At 66.9% G+C, this 17031-nt stretch carries 19 protein-coding genes; 13 read left to right on the plus strand and 6 right to left on the minus strand.

Features of this window, described 5'->3' with window-relative positions; translation table 11 throughout:
- Positions 1–208 precede the first annotated feature (208 nt).
- The 8 genes from ASF76_RS02325 (at position 209) to ASF76_RS02360 (ending at position 6506) form a co-directional block, all read left to right on the plus strand.
- Positions 209–490, plus strand: a complete 282-nt coding sequence (locus ASF76_RS02325) for a metal-sensitive transcriptional regulator (protein WP_055953363.1) — start codon at positions 209–211, stop codon at positions 488–490.
- Between the two features lie 32 nt (positions 491–522).
- Positions 523–855: a heavy-metal-associated domain-containing protein gene (locus ASF76_RS02330; protein WP_055952320.1), complete on the plus strand. Its 333-nt coding sequence runs from the start codon at positions 523–525 to the stop codon at positions 853–855.
- 292 nt (positions 856–1147) lie between these two features.
- Positions 1148–3031, plus strand: coding sequence for a heavy metal translocating P-type ATPase (locus ASF76_RS02335; RefSeq protein ID WP_442922748.1), 1884 nt, complete (start codon positions 1148–1150; stop codon positions 3029–3031).
- 37 nt (positions 3032–3068) lie between these two features.
- Positions 3069–3512, plus strand: a complete 444-nt coding sequence (locus ASF76_RS02340; protein WP_055952322.1) for a DUF6153 family protein — start codon at positions 3069–3071, stop codon at positions 3510–3512.
- Between the two features lie 97 nt (positions 3513–3609).
- Entirely contained in the window at positions 3610–4224 is a 615-nt protein-coding gene (locus tag ASF76_RS02345) for a DUF305 domain-containing protein (RefSeq protein ID WP_055952325.1), read from the plus strand.
- A 62-nt stretch (positions 4225–4286) separates the two neighbouring features.
- Entirely contained in the window at positions 4287–5117 is an 831-nt protein-coding gene (locus tag ASF76_RS02350; protein ID WP_235561213.1) for a F510_1955 family glycosylhydrolase, read from the plus strand.
- Positions 5118–5438: 321 nt separating this feature from the next.
- On the plus strand, positions 5439–6122 hold the full coding sequence (locus ASF76_RS02355; protein ID WP_055952329.1) for a M23 family metallopeptidase: 684 nt from the start codon (positions 5439–5441) through the stop codon (positions 6120–6122).
- Positions 6123–6194: 72 nt separating this feature from the next.
- Entirely contained in the window at positions 6195–6506 is a 312-nt protein-coding gene (locus ASF76_RS02360) for a hypothetical protein (protein ID WP_055952332.1), read from the plus strand.
- A gap of 339 nt (positions 6507–6845) precedes the next feature.
- Here ASF76_RS02360 and ASF76_RS02365 read toward each other — a convergent pair whose 3' ends face one another.
- A complete protein-coding gene (locus ASF76_RS02365; RefSeq protein ID WP_055952334.1) occupies positions 6846–7052 on the minus strand; it encodes a hypothetical protein in 207 nt (68 codons plus the stop codon).
- Positions 7053–7686: 634 nt separating this feature from the next.
- On the opposite strand from ASF76_RS02365, the gene ASF76_RS02370 reads away from it, so the two are divergent.
- Positions 7687–8823, plus strand: a complete 1137-nt coding sequence (locus ASF76_RS02370) for a hypothetical protein (protein ID WP_162240796.1) — start codon at positions 7687–7689, stop codon at positions 8821–8823.
- Positions 8824–9001: 178 nt separating this feature from the next.
- On the opposite strand, the gene ASF76_RS17655 is transcribed toward ASF76_RS02370, so the two are convergent.
- Positions 9002–9682 (minus strand): transposase, encoded by a 681-nt coding sequence (locus ASF76_RS17655; protein ID WP_327037546.1) that lies wholly within the window; start codon positions 9680–9682, stop codon positions 9002–9004.
- The gene (locus tag ASF76_RS17660; protein ID WP_327037547.1) at positions 9652–10254 is read right to left on the minus strand and encodes an IS110 family transposase; all 603 of its coding nucleotides are present in this window, start codon (positions 10252–10254) and stop codon (positions 9652–9654) included. Before ASF76_RS17660 ends, ASF76_RS17655 begins: the two co-directional genes overlap by 31 nt.
- 536 nt (positions 10255–10790) lie before the next feature.
- Here ASF76_RS17660 and ASF76_RS02380 point away from each other — a divergent pair.
- The 3 genes from ASF76_RS02380 to ASF76_RS17585 all read left to right on the plus strand — a co-directional run bounded on the left by ASF76_RS02380 (position 10791) and on the right by ASF76_RS17585 (position 12559).
- On the plus strand, positions 10791–11705 hold the full coding sequence (locus ASF76_RS02380) for a hypothetical protein (RefSeq protein ID WP_055952337.1): 915 nt from the start codon (positions 10791–10793) through the stop codon (positions 11703–11705).
- 305 nt (positions 11706–12010) lie between these two features.
- The gene (locus ASF76_RS02385) at positions 12011–12268 is read left to right on the plus strand and encodes a hypothetical protein (RefSeq protein ID WP_055952338.1); all 258 of its coding nucleotides are present in this window, start codon (positions 12011–12013) and stop codon (positions 12266–12268) included.
- 156 nt (positions 12269–12424) lie between these two features.
- Positions 12425–12559 (plus strand): hypothetical protein, encoded by a 135-nt coding sequence (locus tag ASF76_RS17585; RefSeq protein ID WP_268774157.1) that lies wholly within the window; start codon positions 12425–12427, stop codon positions 12557–12559.
- A 585-nt stretch (positions 12560–13144) separates the two neighbouring features.
- Here the strand turns inward: ASF76_RS17585 and ASF76_RS02390 are convergent.
- Together ASF76_RS02390 and ASF76_RS02395 are read right to left on the minus strand one after the other, a co-directional pair.
- Complete coding sequence (locus ASF76_RS02390) at positions 13145–13426, minus strand: ParA family protein (protein ID WP_055952343.1); 282 nt, start codon at positions 13424–13426, stop codon at positions 13145–13147.
- Positions 13423–14937 carry a PucR family transcriptional regulator gene (locus tag ASF76_RS02395; protein WP_055952345.1) on the minus strand — a complete coding sequence of 505 codons (1515 nt, stop codon included), beginning with the start codon at positions 14935–14937 and terminating at the stop codon, positions 13423–13425. The genes ASF76_RS02390 and ASF76_RS02395 overlap by 4 nt, the downstream gene beginning before the upstream one ends.
- An 85-nt stretch (positions 14938–15022) precedes the next feature.
- Here ASF76_RS02395 and ASF76_RS02400 point away from each other — a divergent pair, with 85 nt between their 5' ends.
- The gene (locus ASF76_RS02400; protein ID WP_055952350.1) at positions 15023–16348 is read left to right on the plus strand and encodes an aspartate aminotransferase family protein; all 1326 of its coding nucleotides are present in this window, start codon (positions 15023–15025) and stop codon (positions 16346–16348) included.
- Between the two features lie 248 nt (positions 16349–16596).
- On the opposite strand, the gene ASF76_RS02405 is transcribed toward ASF76_RS02400, so the two are convergent.
- Complete coding sequence (locus tag ASF76_RS02405; RefSeq protein ID WP_055952353.1) at positions 16597–17013, minus strand: DoxX family protein; 417 nt, start codon at positions 17011–17013, stop codon at positions 16597–16599.
- Between the last annotated feature and the right edge of the window lie 18 nt (positions 17014–17031).

Here is a 17031-nt window from a genome sequence, read left to right on the forward strand (position 1 = left end):
CAGTGCCACAAGCACTTGCACCAGACAAGCAGGCGTGTGTTTACGCGGTCAGGATGATCGTCCGCTCAGACTAGAGCGGCATTTGATGCATCTAACTACTCGACTCGGTTGTGGTTCTGCCGCCGGACCGCATTGAGTGGCACATGAGGATCGCGGAATGTTGGGCAACCATGCTCGGTTGCATACCCTAGGGGGGTACCGTATGAGTATGAACGGATACGACGCTAACAAGGACGACCTGCAACAGCGGCTGCGCCGGATCGAAGGTCAGGCGCGTGGCATCGCGCGAATGATCGATGACGACAAGTACTGCATCGACATCCTCACGCAGGTGTCCGCTGCGACGAAGGCGTTGGAGACGGTGGCGCTGTCCCTCCTGGGCGATCATCTGCGCCATTGTGTCGCGGAGGCTAGCGCTGAAGGCGGGCAGATTGCCGCAGAGAAGATCCGTGAAGCCAACGACGCGATCGCGCGTCTCGTCCGTTCCTAACGAACCCCGATTGATCAAATTTGGAGAACACCATGACTGACCGCATCGATCTAGGCCTGAAAGACGCCACGACCGCTGGTTGCGCGTGCTGCGCTGCGCCTGCGTCCACCGCCATCGAGATTCCTGCTGCGGGAAACACCGCAGTGACGGAGGAGGTCTTGGTGTCGGGGATGACGTGCTCGCACTGCGTGTCCAGCGTTACTGAAGAACTCTCCGGAATCGACGGTGTGCAGAACGTGACCGTTGACCTGCACGCCGGCGGCACATCCCGCGTCACCATCCATAGTGCAAGCCCGCTCGACGCGGTGCAGGTGAAAGCCGCCGTGGAAGAGGCCGGGTACACCGTCACCACCATCACGGCCTAAGCGTCCACCACGCACGAAGGAGGCTCTGATGAGCCAGCACGATCACTCCTCGCACCCCGCGGAGCACACCGGCCACACCGCCGCAGCGGCAACCACGGATCACGACCACGCGGCGATGGGCCATGCCGGTCACAGCGACGAGCGGGCACCAGCTACGGGACACTCCGAGCACGGCCACACCGATCATGGCGGGCATGCCGGTCACGGCGACCACGTGGCCCGGTTCCGGCGACTGTTCTGGATCATGCTGATCATCGCGGTTCCGGTCATCGGGTTCTCGACGATGTTCTCGATGATCATCGGCTACCCACTGCCGGACGCCGCATGGGTGGGGTGGGTGTCCCCAATTCTTGGGACGGTCATGTATGTGTGGGGTGGCGCCCCGTTCCTCACCGGTGCGGTCAGTGAACTCCGCGCCCGCAAGCCCGGGATGATGCTGCTGATCGCCCTGGCAATCACGGTCGCGTTTGTCGCATCCTGGGGCGCCAGCCTGGGCGTGCTGGATCACGAGCTGGACTTCTGGTGGGAGCTGGCGCTGCTGATCGTCATCATGCTGCTGGGTCACTGGATCGAGATGCGCTCCCTCGCCCAGACCACCTCGGCGCTGGATTCGCTGGCCGCTCTCCTTCCGGACGAGGCGGAGAAGGTCGACGGTGACACCACCGTTACGGTTGCCCCGGCGGACCTGCTGGTGGGGGACGTGGTGGTCGTTCGCCCCGGTGGGCGGGTGCCCGCGGACGGTCGGATCGTGCAGGGTTCAGCGAGCATGGACGAGTCCATGATCACCGGCGAATCCCGCCCCGTGCGCCGCTCCGACGGAGATCAGGTGATCGCCGGAACGGTCGCCACCGATTCCGGAGTGCGAGTGGAAGTGACCGCAGTCGGCGCGGACACCGCCCTCGCCGGTATTCAAAAGCTGGTCACTGACGCGCAGAACTCGTCCTCACGTGCGCAGCGGCTCGCGGACCGTGCTGCCGGGTGGTTGTTCTGGTTCGCACTCGGTGCGGCCGCCATCACCGCGATCGTCTGGACCCTGCTGGGTCTTCCGGACGATGCGGTCGTTCGCACGATCACCGTGCTGGTCATCGCCTGCCCGCACGCCTTGGGGTTGGCGATCCCACTGGTGGTGTCGATCGCCACGGAGCGCGCCGCGCGCGCCGGGGTGCTGGTGAAGGACCGGCTGGCGTTGGAGAGCATGCGCACCGTTGACGCGGTCTTGTTTGACAAGACGGGCACCCTCACCAAGGGCACCCCCGCCGTGACCGCCATCGACCCCGCTGGCGGTATCGACGCCGACGAGCTGCTCGCTCTCGCCGCGGCTGCGGAAGCGGACTCCGAACACCCCCTCGCTCGGGCGATCGTGAACGCCGCAAAGGAAAAGCACCTCACCGTGCCCGGCTCCCGCGACTTCGAGTCTTCCCCGGCCGTTGGCGTGCGGGCGCTAGTGGACGGTCGGACCGTGCAGGTGGGTGGCCCGTACCTGCTCGAGCAGGAGGGGGCGGTGGAACTGCCCGTGGCTGACGAATGGCGTGCGGAAGGTGCGATCATTCTGCACGTTCTGGTTGACGGGACGGTGGCCGGTGCGCTGCGGCTCGCGGATGAGATCCGCCCCGAGTCGCGTGCCGCGGTCGCCGCGCTGCGGGAGCGGGGTGTGCAGGTGGTGATGATCACCGGTGACGCCGAAGCCGTCGCGGCGTCCGTTGCCGGCGAGCTCGGTATCGATCGGTTCTTCGCCGGGGTCCGCCCAGAGGACAAGGCCTCGAAGGTGAAGCAGCTGCAGAGCGAGGGCCGCAAGGTCGCGATGGTCGGCGACGGAGTGAACGACGCCCCCGCCCTCGCGCAGGCCGACGTGGGTATCGCGATCGGCGCCGGCACCGATGTCGCGATCGCCTCCGCCGGTGTGATCCTTGCCAGCGATGATCCCCGGTCGGTGGTGTCGGTGATCGAACTGTCCCGGGCTAGCTACCGGAAGATGAAGCAGAACCTGTGGTGGGCAGCCGGATACAACCTGCTCTCCGTGCCGCTGGCCGCGGGGGTCCTTGCCCCGATCGGGTTCGTGCTTCCGATGTCGGTGGGTGCGATCCTGATGTCGCTGTCCACGATCGTCGTCGCCCTGAACGCGCAGCTGCTGCGCCGACTGGATCTCAGCCCGGACGCGGTCATCGGCCGCCCCTGACCGGGTGCCGTACCGTAGAAGGGACAAGGGAGGTGACATGTCGCTGATCGCACTCACCGAGCACCTGCGTGCCGGCCGCTCTATGGCCCGCACGCTGCTGCTGCTGATTGCTCTGACCGGCGCTGTCATCATCGGCCTGTTGGCCATGCACTCCCTCAACACCCACGCCACGGCAGAATCCGGTCACCACGCCACCATGGCCACCGACCAGGCCGGGGCCAGCGTGATGGGAGACGCCCACGCCGCCACCACGGTGTCGGCTGAAGAGTCGTGTGCTGACTGCGGTACGAGTCATTCCGGCATGCTCGCGATGGCGTGCGTGCTCGCACTGCTGGCCACCGCGCTGCTCCTGGCATGCGCACGCGGCGCACAGCAGTGGTTGGCGCTTCTTCCTCGCCCGGGCCCGCGCGCCCTTCCCGCTCCCGACTCTCGCGGCCTGCACCCGCCCTCTCTGACAGTTCTCTGCATTAGCCGTACGTGATGCGGTGGAGCCCTCGGCAACTCTGCCGGGCTCTTCTGCCCTACGCCTGGTCGACCCGACTAGCGCGCTTTTCACGTACCCCTTTTGGAGAACCCTGATGAAAATTCGTACCGCGGCGACCGCCGCACTGGCCCTGGCCACCGCCCTCACTCTTGCCGGCTGCGCTGGCGGGACCGGATCCGGCTCTGACTCCGGGTCCATGCCGGGAATGGACCACGGCAGCAGCTCCTCGCCGTCCGCAGTGATGGCGGACTTCAACGACGCGGATGTGATGTTCGCGCAGATGATGATCCCGCACCACCAGCAAGCCGTCGAGATGGCCGACATGATCCTCGCCAAAGACGGCATCGACGAGGGTGTCCTCACCCTGGCCGAAGAGATCAAAGCTGCTCAGCAGCCCGAGATCGAGCAGCTGCAGGGATGGCTGGAAGAGTGGGGCGCGGACAGCGACACCGATTCTATGGACGGGATGGACCACGGCGGCGGCATGATGAGCGACGAGGACATGCAATCCCTCGACGCGGCGACTGGAGCTGACGCGTCCCGGCTGTTCCTCGAGCAGATGACGATGCACCACGAGGGTGCCATCACGATGGCGCAAGACGAGGTCGACAACGGTCAGAACGCCGATGCTGTCGCGTTGGCGCAGACCATTGTCGAGACGCAGACCGCGGAGATCGCCACCATGCAGGAGCTGCTCGCACAGCTCTAGTCGCACGCGGTGAGGGGCACCCATCGCGGGTGTCCCTCACCCCTGGACTCGAAAGGGTGCGTATGCGCATTCACCTGCGCGCGACAGTAAGCATTGTCGCGCTTTCAACTCTGTTTCTCGCCGGCTGCGCTGCGCCTGTGCCGCCTTCCACCGGCACCGACCATGCGGACGTGATGCCGCACGTGCATGCCATTGTGCCCAACCCGGGCGGCGACGGCTTTCTGCTGGGCACGCACGACGGCCTGTACACCGCCACCGTGGATGGTCAGCTCGGTACCCGTGTCGGGCGGGATGACATCGACGCGATGGGTCTCACCGCGGTGGGTGGGGAGCTGATCGCCTCCGGCCACCCCGGTGCTCGCACCCCCACCGAGCTGGGTGAAGAAAATCTGGGCATCATCCGCAGCGCAGACGGCGGCGTCACCTGGGATCCGGTCGCGTTCACCGGGGAGAAAGACTTCCACGCCCTCGCGGCCGGACCTGATGGGGCCCTCTACGGGCAGGCGACTGATAACAACGTGCTGCTGACGAGCACGGACCTTGGCGCCACGTGGACTCCTACCGGCGCCGGTCTCCTCGCATTCGGTCTCGCCGTCGACGCGACGGGTCGCATCGTGGCCAGCACGCAACAAGGACCGCAGGTCAGTACCGATGGGGGCAGATCGTTCGTTCCGCTGCCCGATGCGCCCACCTTGTACCCGATCGCTTCTTCTCCCGACAACCAGCGGCTGATCGGCGTCGACAACGACGGCACCATCTGGATCAGCACCGCCGGCGCCACCCAGTGGCTCAACGTCGGAACTGTTCATCGAGCCGCGCAGGCAATCACGGTGACCGATGCCGGCGACATCCTTGTCGTCGATGACAGCGGACTCACCCTGCTGCCCGGCTAACACCCCATCCGAAAGACTTCACCTTTGCGTACCCCCACACCCACCACCGCCCAGACGGACACGACGCCACAGCCCGATACCGTCTTGACGCGACGCCAGACCCGCGCTCGAACCCAGACATCCACCGGAACGGGTGCGAACACGCACCGTCGCCCTGCTGCAGAGCCGCCGGTCGACCCGTTCGATCACGCGGCACGCCTGTTCTCCTTCACAGCGAAAGCGCCTGCCGCACCTGAGCCGCCCGTATCTCCACCGTCGTCCGAACCTAGCCAGCAGCCGGCCGAAGACCGGAAGGGCGCCGCGCACTCTCGCACCCGGGCCGTGTTCTTCTCCGCCCACGTGTTCGGGCTCGTGGCCCTGATGACCATCGGGATGACCGTCGACGCCGAAGCCCTCCCGCACGAACACATCACCCCCACGAGCACCGCCGCTGACGGCGTACCCGGAGCAGACATCCAGGCCTACGTCACACCCGCCCAAACGCAACCGAGCCCTATCGTCAGTCGCGACGGCTACTCCACAGCAACCCTCGTAGACCTTGCCGGAACGGTCGGCATCACCAACTACTCCAGCGCGGTCTTCACAAACAATCCGGACTGCGCGGTGCAATGGCCCTACGCAGTCGGCGTGCCGATGACCTACGGCTTCGGGATGCGGGATGGTCGACTCCATGAGGGCACCGACTTCGTCCCCGGAGCCGGCGCCCACATCCAAGCAATCGCCGACGGAATTGTTCGCGTCGCCACAGACAACGGCGGCGCGTACGGAGTCACCATCGTCATCGACCACGTTGTCGACGGTCGAACTGTCTCCAGCCGGTACGCCCACATGGAATACGACTCACGACAAGTCGAGGTCGGTGACACCGTCAGCGTCGGCCAATACATCGGCCGCACAGGCGACACCGGTCGCTCGTTCGGAGCCCACCTGCACTTCGAAGTCCTCCAGAACGGCACCACCGCCACCGACCCCTTGCCCTGGTTGCGGACCTACGCCACCTGCTGACCCGTTTGCGTACCACCGGGCACGTCCACCCCGGAGCGCGCGGTTCGGCACACGCCGGAGGAGAATGGCGCGATGAACATCGAGGTCTTGCACATCGACGAATGCCCGAGTTGGGTCGAAGTCGGAAGCCGCGTCCGGGAGGCACTGGATTCGACCGGGTTTCAGGAGACAACAATCATCTTTCGATTGATAAGCAGTCCTGAGGACGCCGCCAAGGTTACCTTCGCGGGTTCACCGACCATCACGATCGACGGTGAGGACGCCTTCCCTAACAACGGAACCACATCGGACCTCTCCTGCCGAATCTATCCAACTCCGACAGGGTTGGCCGGTCTCCCCACGACCGAACAGCTCATTGAAGCGATCGCCGCCAATGGGCACTGAGTCAGAAGTCAAATGCTCCTGCTGCGAGCGAACTCTGCCCCGAGACAAAGTCCACGCGTTGCATGCCACCGCCGCTAACGTCTGCCGCCGATGCGGTCTATGGATCGCATTCCGATTCCACAACGACACCCTCGAGAACCACTGAGGGCTCGTCGCACGCAGACCCGAAAATCGCTACCAGATTCCTTCCGCAAGCCCCTGCCCTGGACGCTTGAACGGGCATGACCGCAGCGGACCTACACCGCAACTGCGCACTCAGCGAATAGTTCTCACCTGAAGAAGGTGGTTGCACCAGACGATGAGGCTCATTGCTCCGATCCTCTCTTAGTGGAGTGCGCGTTACTGCTGCGGGGTGCGGGTGAGGGTGTCCACGAACGTGACGCCCCCGGGGCCGGGGATCGTGGCGGTGTGCGCGAGTGACCAACCGCCCTGGGCGTGAGATTGCAGGTCTTCGGTGCGCTCGGCGATCTTGCGGCCCTGATACTGCCGGTCCTCAATCGTGGTGGCCGGAACGAAGGTACTGACGGTCGTGATCTGCTGGTGCACTTCTCTCTCCTCCTCATCGTTTTTTTGCCGTGATTCTCAATCAGATTTGTCAAGCCAGCGGGGGCTGTCTGGCTCGGTCGTTCTTCCTTCTCTCCCAGCGTTTTTTTGCCTGGAAGGCACGTAGTGCCGAGCAGGGTCGAAGGCGGGAGCGCAACCCGGAGGGCGGCGGTGGAGAGGTTGTCGGCGCGATGGGAGGGAGCGCAGCGACCGCGTGCCGAGAACCTCGGAGGAGCCGGCCGCGCAGCGGCTTGCGTGGACGCCGGAGGCCCGTACGCTGCCGAAGGCTTCCAGGCAAAAAATGCGCGCAGCGCACAACACCGCGCCGACTGCAGGTCGGCGTCCGCTCGTCCGCAGTGTCGCCCACGCAGGGGTTCCATCGGCCGGAGGACGATCCCGTACGGGACGGTCCAGGCCGCCGTTCAAGCACCTCGAAGCAATGACCGGACGTCCTCGAGCGTGAACCCTGTCATGACGGCAAGCTCGTGCTCATTCGCGCCAGGAAGGGAAAGCCCGGCTCCCGTGTACGGTTCGCATATCACGTCGCGTGAGACCTCCAGCACCGCGGCGGACACGCTGTGAGGAATGTGGACGAAGGGGAGTCTCAGTGCAGACCAGGAATGTCGCAGCGGCTCTCTTGAGCCTGCTCCTCCTCACCTCATGCGCGGCCACGCCACGGGCAAACGAAGGACCAGCAACCACCGGCGAAACCGACTCCGACAGAGTGGCCGGCGAATGGGTGGAGTTGCCAGAGTCGCCGCTATCCGCCCGCCAGGGCGTCAGCGCTCAGGTAGTCGGCACACGCTTCGTTCTGATCGGTGGATCCACCGACCTGGCATGTCCTCCGACTGCGAGCTGCGTGCCGTCCCTTACCGGCTACCGGAGCGATGGGGCTGTCTACGATCCGGACACGAGAACCTGGCAGCGGATCGCGGAGGCGCCGGTTCCGGTGAGCTTCTTCAGCACCGCGGCAATCGATGACAGCCTCTACCTCCTTGGCGCAGCGGATCTCACAACGGGCGACGACGTGTTCCTCCGCTACGATCTCGGCGCAGAGGAGTGGCAGCCCTTGCCGGACCCACCGACCACCGGCAGCAGCATCATCGCCACCGATACGCAGATCCTCGCGATCGCCGGGACGAACGAGTTCGGTCCTACCGAGGATGCCTTCTTCTCACCCACGACCGGAGCGTGGACCCCGTTACCGCCGGATCCGCTCGGCGACAGCTTCAATCGGAGCGCGGTCTGGCTCGGCGATCGCCTCCTGCTCTCTGGTCAGCAACTCATCGACAACCCGGGCGCGGAAGCTCCCTCGCTGACGCGGATGGCCGAGCTCAACGCAGACCTGACGACATGGACGCTGCTGTCGGACAGTCCGATCATCGGCGGCAGCCCACTCGCTGTCGGGGACGACGTCATCTTCCCCGAGCGGGGAAGCGCGGACGGTGGTGAGGTGGGGAACTGGGGCCGCTTCTACGACCTCGGCGGAATCTGGAATGCCTCGACTGGAGAATGGAAGACGCTACCGGCGGGCAGGCCGGACCCTGCTCAGCACGGTCTGTGGACGTCTGCACGCGGAGCAGTCAGCAGCAACCTGGCACTCCTCGATGACTCGCTCCTCAATCTGTCGGAGCGCACCTGGAGCCGGATTCCAGAACCGCCACGTGGCACCCGCCTCGGTCAGACGGTAGTCGTCGGAGAGGGCGCGGTCCTCGTCTGGGGAGGCACCGATGGTGCACAAAACGTTGCCGACGGCGCAATCCTGTACCTCTGACCCGGGGTACACGTCAGCTTCACGCACCAGCTAGCTTCCCGCGCCGCCTCCAAGAACAGAGACGCCACTTTGGCCAATGGACCACGCGCAGTGTGGCCAGCGCATTCATCGGCCGTGTACGGGCGGCCGTCCTGAACCTGGCAACCTACCCACGCACGGGTCTGATCGACTCCGCGTTTCAAGCACCGGCATCGAAAGTATGGACCGCTGACACATCCACAACGGCTCCGGACGCGAATCCGGCAGGGTCTATCGATGTGATTGAGTACCTGGTCTGGTCCCGGAAGATCGCCCAGATCACGTTGATGCGGCGTCGAGCGAGAGCGATCAGCGCCTGCTTATGCGACTTGCCTTCACGTCGCTTCCGTTCGTAGAACGAGCGCGAGACGGGGCAAGTTCTGGAAGCGATGAAGGCCGCCTGGAAGCAGGCGTTCAGCAGGCGCCGGTCGTAGCGCCTGGGCCGGTGGTGGTTGCCGGAGATCTTCCCTGAGTCGCGAGGTACCGGCGCGAGGCCGGCGAAGCTGGCCAGCCGATCGGGACTCTCGAACGCGGCGAGATCAGCACCGGTCGCGGCAAGGAAGTCCGCGGCGAGCCTGCGCCCGAATCCCGGGATCGACACCAGCAATTCCGCCGAAGTGCTTCCCTCGAGCGCTGCTTCAATCTCTGCCTCCAACTCGGCGAGCTCGTCCCGGATGCGGAGAAGGTCATGCGCGGACCGGCTGATCAGCCGAGCTGCGGCAGCTTCCCCCACGACAACGGAGGTCTGTTCACGAGCGGCCTCGATCGCTGTTTTCGCGACGACCGCAGACTTCCAGCACCCCTGCCCCCTCAGCCACGACGCGAGACGGCTCTCTCCCATTCGCCGGATCGCTGCGGGCGTCGCGTACCGAGTGAGCAGCACCGTGGCCCCCTGGTCGTTGCGAAGTTGAACGCTGACTCCAGCGACGGAAAGTAGTGGACCAGGATCGCGCGCAGCCGGTTCACGGCGCGGGTGCGATCGTGCACCAGGTCCTCCCGCCGGGCCGACAGCAGGCGCAGCTCCGCCGTGACCTCGTCGGCCTGGCGCATGAGCGTCACGTCTCGCCGGGTCCGCGCCTGGTCGGCGATGATGACCGCGTCCTTCGCGTCGGTCTTCGCCTCGCCCCTGTAGGCGCCCGACGCGTGGTGGATCACGCGTCCCGAAATGTAGAACAGGGGCTGAGCATGGGAGCTGAGGAGCGACTGCAGCAGCCCTGTCCCGCCGTGGTTCAGATCCGTCGCCCACGCGACGTCCGTCCCACCCGGCAGAGACGCGACGTCACCCATCAAGGTCAGGATCGCCGATTCTCGGTTCTTAACCCGCTGCGACAGCAGCTTCGTTCCGTTGCCATCAATGACGACACAGTGATGTTCGGTCTTGCCGGCGTCGATACCGGCCCAGAGTTGGGGCACGCAGGGTCCTTCCGTTGAGGGGTGCGGTGCGCCATGAACGACCTTGCCGGCATGTCCTTACGGGGCGATCTGGTCGCGTTTCTCAATGAGCGGTCCTGCCGTTGCGGGATCCCGGGCGGCTAATCACGGCGTGCCATCAGTCGGCTGAAGGCGGTCAGCCATACCCGGGATCCCTGGCGCGTTCCGGAGCCTACAACTGCCCCGGATCCACGGAAATAACGGTAAGGAAGGCGGTTTTCCGCCTTAGCGACCGGAGGGCGCAGTGCAAACCGCAGGGCGAGGGGGGAGAGAGTTTCGGCGCGAAATAAGGGAGCGCAGCGACCGCGTGCCGAAAGTCTCGGAGGACTCGGTGGCGTAGTCACTTGAACGGAGCCCGCAGGTAGCTACGAGGGAGCGAAGCGGACGAGCTGCCGCAGGCTTCACGGCAAAAGACGTGAGCCCGCAGGGCGAACATGAGCGGCCGGCGAAGCCGGCCGACATAGATCCCGCCAGCGGGATCGCCGGCGATCTGGTTTGGGCGATGGCAGACTCTCGGAATGACGCTCGCTCTGGCCGTAATCGGTCGCGAAACCGTGTGGGTGGTCGTGGACCGACGCCTCTCCTACCAGAACGGCACCTACCGCGACGACGCGGTGAAGATGATGGCTTTGGAAGCCGACGACGGGGTCGGCCTCCTCATTTACGCCGGTCTCGGTGCGACGGCTCTCGGGAACGAGCCGTCAGCGTGGATGAGTGCGACTCTTCGGGGGCAGGGATGGCTGTTCGAGAACGCTCTCGCTCGAATCGCCCAGGCTGCGAACGATCAGCTCCCGTCTCACCTCAAAGACATCCGCGGTGGGCAGCACTTCATTCTCGCCCCGATGTTCTATAAGACCGGTAGGTCTCGTCTGTTCGCAATCAAGAACGTCGTGGACGGCAGCGGCCGCCACGAGGGCACCTTCGACGTCATTACCCGTACCGGTGAGATAAGCGCACCGACGATCGCTATTGCGGGCGTGGGGACCGGTGCGCGCACGCTGGACCGAGACCAGCACTTCGGCGGCCTGCGCCGAAGTCTTCACTCCCTGATCAAGAAAAACGACGATGGGAGAGTCTCTGACCAGGCCGTTGCCGACAGACTCGCAAAGGTTTGTTTTCAGGTTCATCAGCGGACCGCTGACAAGACGGTGGGCCCGCGCAGTATTGTCGCCTGGCGCCGCCGTCCCGGCAGCACGCTGCCAGGCGGCGGCCAGGCGTTCTACACAGACCAAGTTCTCGAGGACAACGTCCACAACTCAATCCCGTTCATCATGGCCGGCCTTGATGTGCAGGCCATCGGTTCTGCGTACATGGAAACAGCGTGGGATCGTATCGAACGAGGTTTAGAGCCGTGGGCGGCGGATTCGATCGACCCTGAGCTTGATCGCAGGCTCTCCGAAATATCGCATGACCCGGACGACCGACTCAGATGATCTGGGCAACACCGAGTTAATGCCGCCGAGCGCGCTCGCTTGGGCGTCATGCGACGTGGACGCTGTCGCCGCTCCCGACATGGCAGAGTTAGGTGCGAAAACATCTCCGCCGCCCGGTCCGACGTCTGCGCCGATGTCCGTAACGGGATACCACGGCGGTCCGCGCCTGAGATGCACGACGCCACCGCCGAGTGAAGCGGGCGCCCCGTCTCGGGCGAAGCCGTGGCAACACATCTGATCCGTCGGCTGGTTCGCGCTTGCGGGATCAGCTTGGGTGAATCGAACATGCGTTCGATACTTTCCGAATGAATGACGATGGGCCCCGCTGGCATCCCCAGCTGCTCGCGCGTGAGGGTCCGCCCGCGCACTGGGTCATGCTCGACTCTCGGAGCAAGCAAGCCGGCGCGATCGACCTGCGCCGCACGGATGACGGCCCGCGGTACCGGGTCGAGCACCGCGGCGAGCTGCTCGGGTGGGCGGGCTCACTGAAACTCGCCACAGAGCGTCTGCACCGCGCGATCATCTCCGAAGGCGTGCCCCGCGGCGGCATCAACGGTCAATGAGCTCGGGCGAGAGGTAGGCGTCATGGTGCAGGTCTGGTCGCCCATGTCGCACTGCAACGCTCCCCCGAGCGAGACGTCTGGTACCTCTTCGATACCAGCAAACGCATCGCGATCATCCGCCTGGTCGAGGTGCACGGACACAAGCTCCTGTGGTCCGTGACCTTCGATCACGACCCCGCGCAGCGTCACCTCATCGGACACTTCACCGAGAACGCCATGAAGCTGGCCGTGCAGTGCACCTGGTCGGAGTACATCCGACACACGGGCCCGTCGACGAGCAACCGAAAGTAGCTCGGGAGCCGATGGGTCTGCCCGTTCGGAACTTGCCGACGTGCGCGGGGAACGCTTCTCCCCCGTTGAATTCTTCGGCTAGGCGTTGAAGTTCGCGGCTCAGCGCTCCTTCTACGAGAGCCTTCAAAGAGGCGTAACCACCTTCGCGTGCGGCAGTGAGGAGAACGGCGGTTTGCGCGGCGCCGAGCGTCCGTGTGCGCAGCTGGAAGGTGCGGGCGACCTTGGCGTCCTGAGCAGCCGCGATCGGTCCGCTTGGGGCGCTTGGGGCTCTTGGGGCTCTTGGGGCTCTTTCGGCGGCTCGGCTATGGGTGGACTCAACCTGTGAGGCGGGGGGTGGGGTGTCGATCGCGGCGGAGACGATGGGTTCGACGTGCGGGGTGAGCGGGAAGGGCACCCCGCCTCCGGGGCGGCGTCGTTCGTGGGGTGCGGTCATGCTGCGACCTCCTGAGCGTGAAAGTGGCGGACGATTTGGTCGGCGACGGCGTCGTAGAGGGCCACAGCCTGTTTCTTCTTTCGCGCCGGAAGGACGTCACTCAGCGATGCGGCGTAGGAGTCGGCGTCGGAGAAGATCGACCAGAGTGGGATCTAGCTGGGGCTGAGCTCGCGGTCAACGAAGCCGGGGATCTCTTCGGTGGTGCGCAGGTCCCAGAGCAGGGGTCCGAACCGTTCGCGGAACCCTTCGGGCTGGGACTCGTGCTCGGCTGTTTGGCGGTGCATGTTGACCAAGATGCCAGCGACGTGGAGGTCGGGGTTGCCCAGGTCTTCGGCATGCTGGGCGACGAAGTCGGCGGTGCGGATGGCCGCTTCTGCGCCCGCTGTGTGCGAGCCCGCCGCCCCCGGCGTTCGGGTCGGTGACGCGCGGGTCACCCGCCGTCGTCGGAGAACTCCAGAGCGGCCCACAGCTCGGCGCGCGCGGCGAAGGTCGACAGGTCGAGCCGGAGCAGCCCCTCGAGCTGGGTGAGCCGTGCCCTCAGCGTGTGGCGGTGGATGCCGAGCGCTCGCGCAGCGGGATCCCACGCGCCGTTGGCCTCCAACCACACCCTCGCTGACTCCTTCAGACGCTGCCGCTCCGCGGGGGGAAAGGCGTCAAGCGGCTCGAGGAGCGACCGGGCGAGCACCTCGCCGCCGCGCTCGCGCAGCGCCCCCACCAGGCCGCGACGGGCGAGATCCGCGTAGGCCCGCACGGTGCCGGGCGGGGCATCGCGTGCCGCTTGCGCCGCCCGGCGGAAGTCCGGGGCGAGGTCTGCGCCCTCATCATGGCGGGCCGTCCCCACGGCGAGACCGCGTCGGTCGGCGAGTGCCGCCAGGACGTCGCCCGCACCCTCGGCCACCAGCACGACCACGTCGTCACCGCGTTCGGCCGAGAACAGGCGGCGCGGGTCGCTCGAGACGAGGTCGAGCTCGTCGAGTAGTCCGGGCGTCGCGCTCGCCCCGCGCAGGACGCCGATCAGGTAGGGCTCCGCGGGGAGTCCCCCGATCGCCGAGTCGGCCACCCGACGAGCGGTGTCGCCATGGCCGTCCAGCAGCATCTCGACGACTCCCGCACGCACGCCGCGCAGCGACGTCTGCACCCCCCTCTGCTGCTCGAGGGCGATACTCGCCAGAGCGACGACAGTGGTGACGAGCTCCTTGCCGGCGGGGTCGAGCGGCTCCGCTCCCCCCACCGCCAGCACACCGCGCAGCCGCGAACTCTGCCCGATCGTCTGCAGCAAGGCGTGGCCGGCCGCCGGAACGGTGAGGCTCGCCGCGGTGCGGCGTTCGAGCAGGCGCCGCACATCGCGACCGACCTCGACTTCGGCCCCCACCGGCGCAGAGCGAAGACCGGGCAGCGACAGGCGCCCACCGACCGCGTCGTAGAGCTCGACCCAGGCGCCCAGCACGCGGGACAGCGTCTGCAGGATCTCCCGAAGCCCGTCGTCGCGCACGGCCGCCCGCGCCACCGCCCGCTGCGCGTCGAGCAGCCACGACAGGCGCGCCGCGCGATCGGCGGCGATGATGTCGGCGACTAAGCGGATGATGCGGATGAACGGCGCCCGATCTGCGATCTCGACGATCGGCAGGTCGGCGGACTCCCCCGCCCGCACCACCGCGTCGGGCACGCGATCGTGGATGATTTGGGTCGCGAACCCGAGGCCGACGACCCCGTGCGCGCGCAGACGCCGGCAGTACTCAGTGGCGTCATCGGCATCCGGTTCGGAAGAGAACTGCGCACCGTTCGTCAGCAGGAGATTGCCGGGCTCGAGCCACGGAGTCGGATCCATGAGGTCGGAGCTGTGCACCCACGACACCGGCCGATCGAGGACCCTGTCGTCGAGTGCCGTCAGGACGCGCAGCGGAAAGGAGTCGTCGTCGAGGAGGACGCGGAGGGTGGCGGGCATGACTGGCCAAACTGTCGATCGTCATCCGACATTACCGACAGATCCGCGCTCCCCGCTCGCCCGGAGCCCGACGCACACTGGTGGCATGTCGACTCCCCTCACGACCACCCGTAACGCCGAGATCAGCGAGCGCGACCGCTCGAGCGTCTTCCACTCGTGGTCGGCGCAGGGCTCGCTCGCCCCGCTCCCCCTCGCCGGCGGCTCGGGTGTGGAGGTGTGGGATGCCGACGGCCGCCGCTACCTCGACTTCTCGAGCATGCTGGTCAACGTCAACATCGGCCATCAGCACCCCCGCGTCGTCGCCGCGATCCAGGAGCAGGCCGCACAGCTGACGACCGTCGCGCCGGCCCACGCGCACGAGATGCGCGCGCACGCCGCCGAGCTGGTGCTGAAACGGGCACCCCAGGGCTTCTCGAAGGTCTTCTTCACCAACGGCGGCGCGGATGCCAACGAGAACGCCATCCGCATGGCGCGCCTGACCACCGGCCGCGACAAGATCGTGTCGCACTACCGCTCGTACCACGGCAACACGGGCGCTGCCATCGTCGCCACGGGCGACTGGCGACGGATGCCGAACGAGTACTCGCGCGGCCACGTGCATGTCTTCGGTCCGTACCTGTACCGCTCCGAGTTCTGGGCCGAGACCCCCGAGCAGGAGTGCGAGCGGGCGCTCCGCCACCTCGAGCGCACCGTGCAGGCCGAGGGGCCCGACACCATCGCGGCGTTCCTGTTCGAGACGATCCCCGGCACTGCCGGCATCCTGGTGCCCCCGCCCGGCTACCTCGCCGGGGTGCGCGAGATCGCCGACCGCTACGGCATCCTGCTCATCCTCGACGAGGTCATGGCGGGCTTCGCGCGCGCCGGGGAGTGGTTCGCGTTCGACGCCTTCGACGTGCGCCCCGACCTCATCACCTTCGCCAAGGGCGTGAACTCGGGCTACGTGCCCGTCGGCGGAGTGGTGATCTCGGATGCCGTGGCCGCGGTGTTCGACGACCGCGTATTCCCGGGAGGACTGACGTACTCGGGCCACCCGCTCGCCGCGGCGTCGATCGTCGCCGCACAGGAGGCGATGACCGACGAGGGTGTGATCGAGAACGCCCGGCGCATCGGCGACGAGGTCATCGGACCGCGGCTGCGCACCCTGGCCGAGGAGTCGCCGCTGGTGGGCGAGGTGCGCGGGCGCGGGGTGTTCTGGGCCGTCGAGCTCGTCGCCGACGCCGTCACCCGCGAGCCGCTGGCCGCCGCCCGTGTCGGTGGCATCAAGGCCGCGATGCTCGAGCGGGGCGTGCTCGGCTTCACCGCCGAGAACCGCGTGCACGTCGTACCTCCCGCCGTCATCGGCGACGCCGACGCGCACCGCGGCCTCGACGTGCTGGTCGAGGTGCTGCGGGCCGAGGCCGCGCGCGGCTGACGCGCGCCCCTCGGGGTCGAGTGTCCAGGACACGCCGCGGCCGCCGGTCCGGCACGGCGTGTCGTGGACACTCAACGCCGCGCGCCCCGCGCCGCGCCGCGCGCCGCGCCGCGCCCACCTCTCGTTGAATGTCCAGGAAACGCCGCACGCGCACGGCCGAAGCGGCGCGTCTTGGACACTCAACAGGGTGGGGATACCCGACCACGCGCGGCGGGGGGCAACCCGGGCATCAGCGCCCGACCGCAGGGTCAGCGGCCGGGGGACCGTCGCCGCGTTCGCCAGGCCTTCCAGGCTCCGGTCGACCACAGCGCCCAGATCACCAGCAAAGGCTGGAAGAGCAGACGGATGCCGCGGGCCAGGTCGGTGTCGAGGCCGAACGCGTCGGTGCCCCGGACGAACTGCTCGATGTTGCCGGGGAAGATCGCGACGAAGAAGGCCGCGACGATCCACCCCACGGCCACGCGATAGCGGCGGAGGACGAGGAGCGCGAGTCCGAGCGCGATTTCGACGACCCCGGATGCCACGACCGTGACGTCGACCGGGAGCGGGAGCCACGACGGCACCTGAGCGACGAAGTCGTCGCGCGCGAACGTGAGGTGCGCGGTGCCGGTGAAGACGAGCGCCGCACCGAGCAGCCAGCGGGCGAGGGTGCGGGGCAGGCTCATCCTCCGAGGGTAAGCCGG

The organism is Microbacterium sp. Leaf151, from assembly GCF_001424225.1.
In the GTDB taxonomy this organism is placed as follows: Bacteria; Actinomycetota; Actinomycetes; order Actinomycetales; family Microbacteriaceae; genus Microbacterium.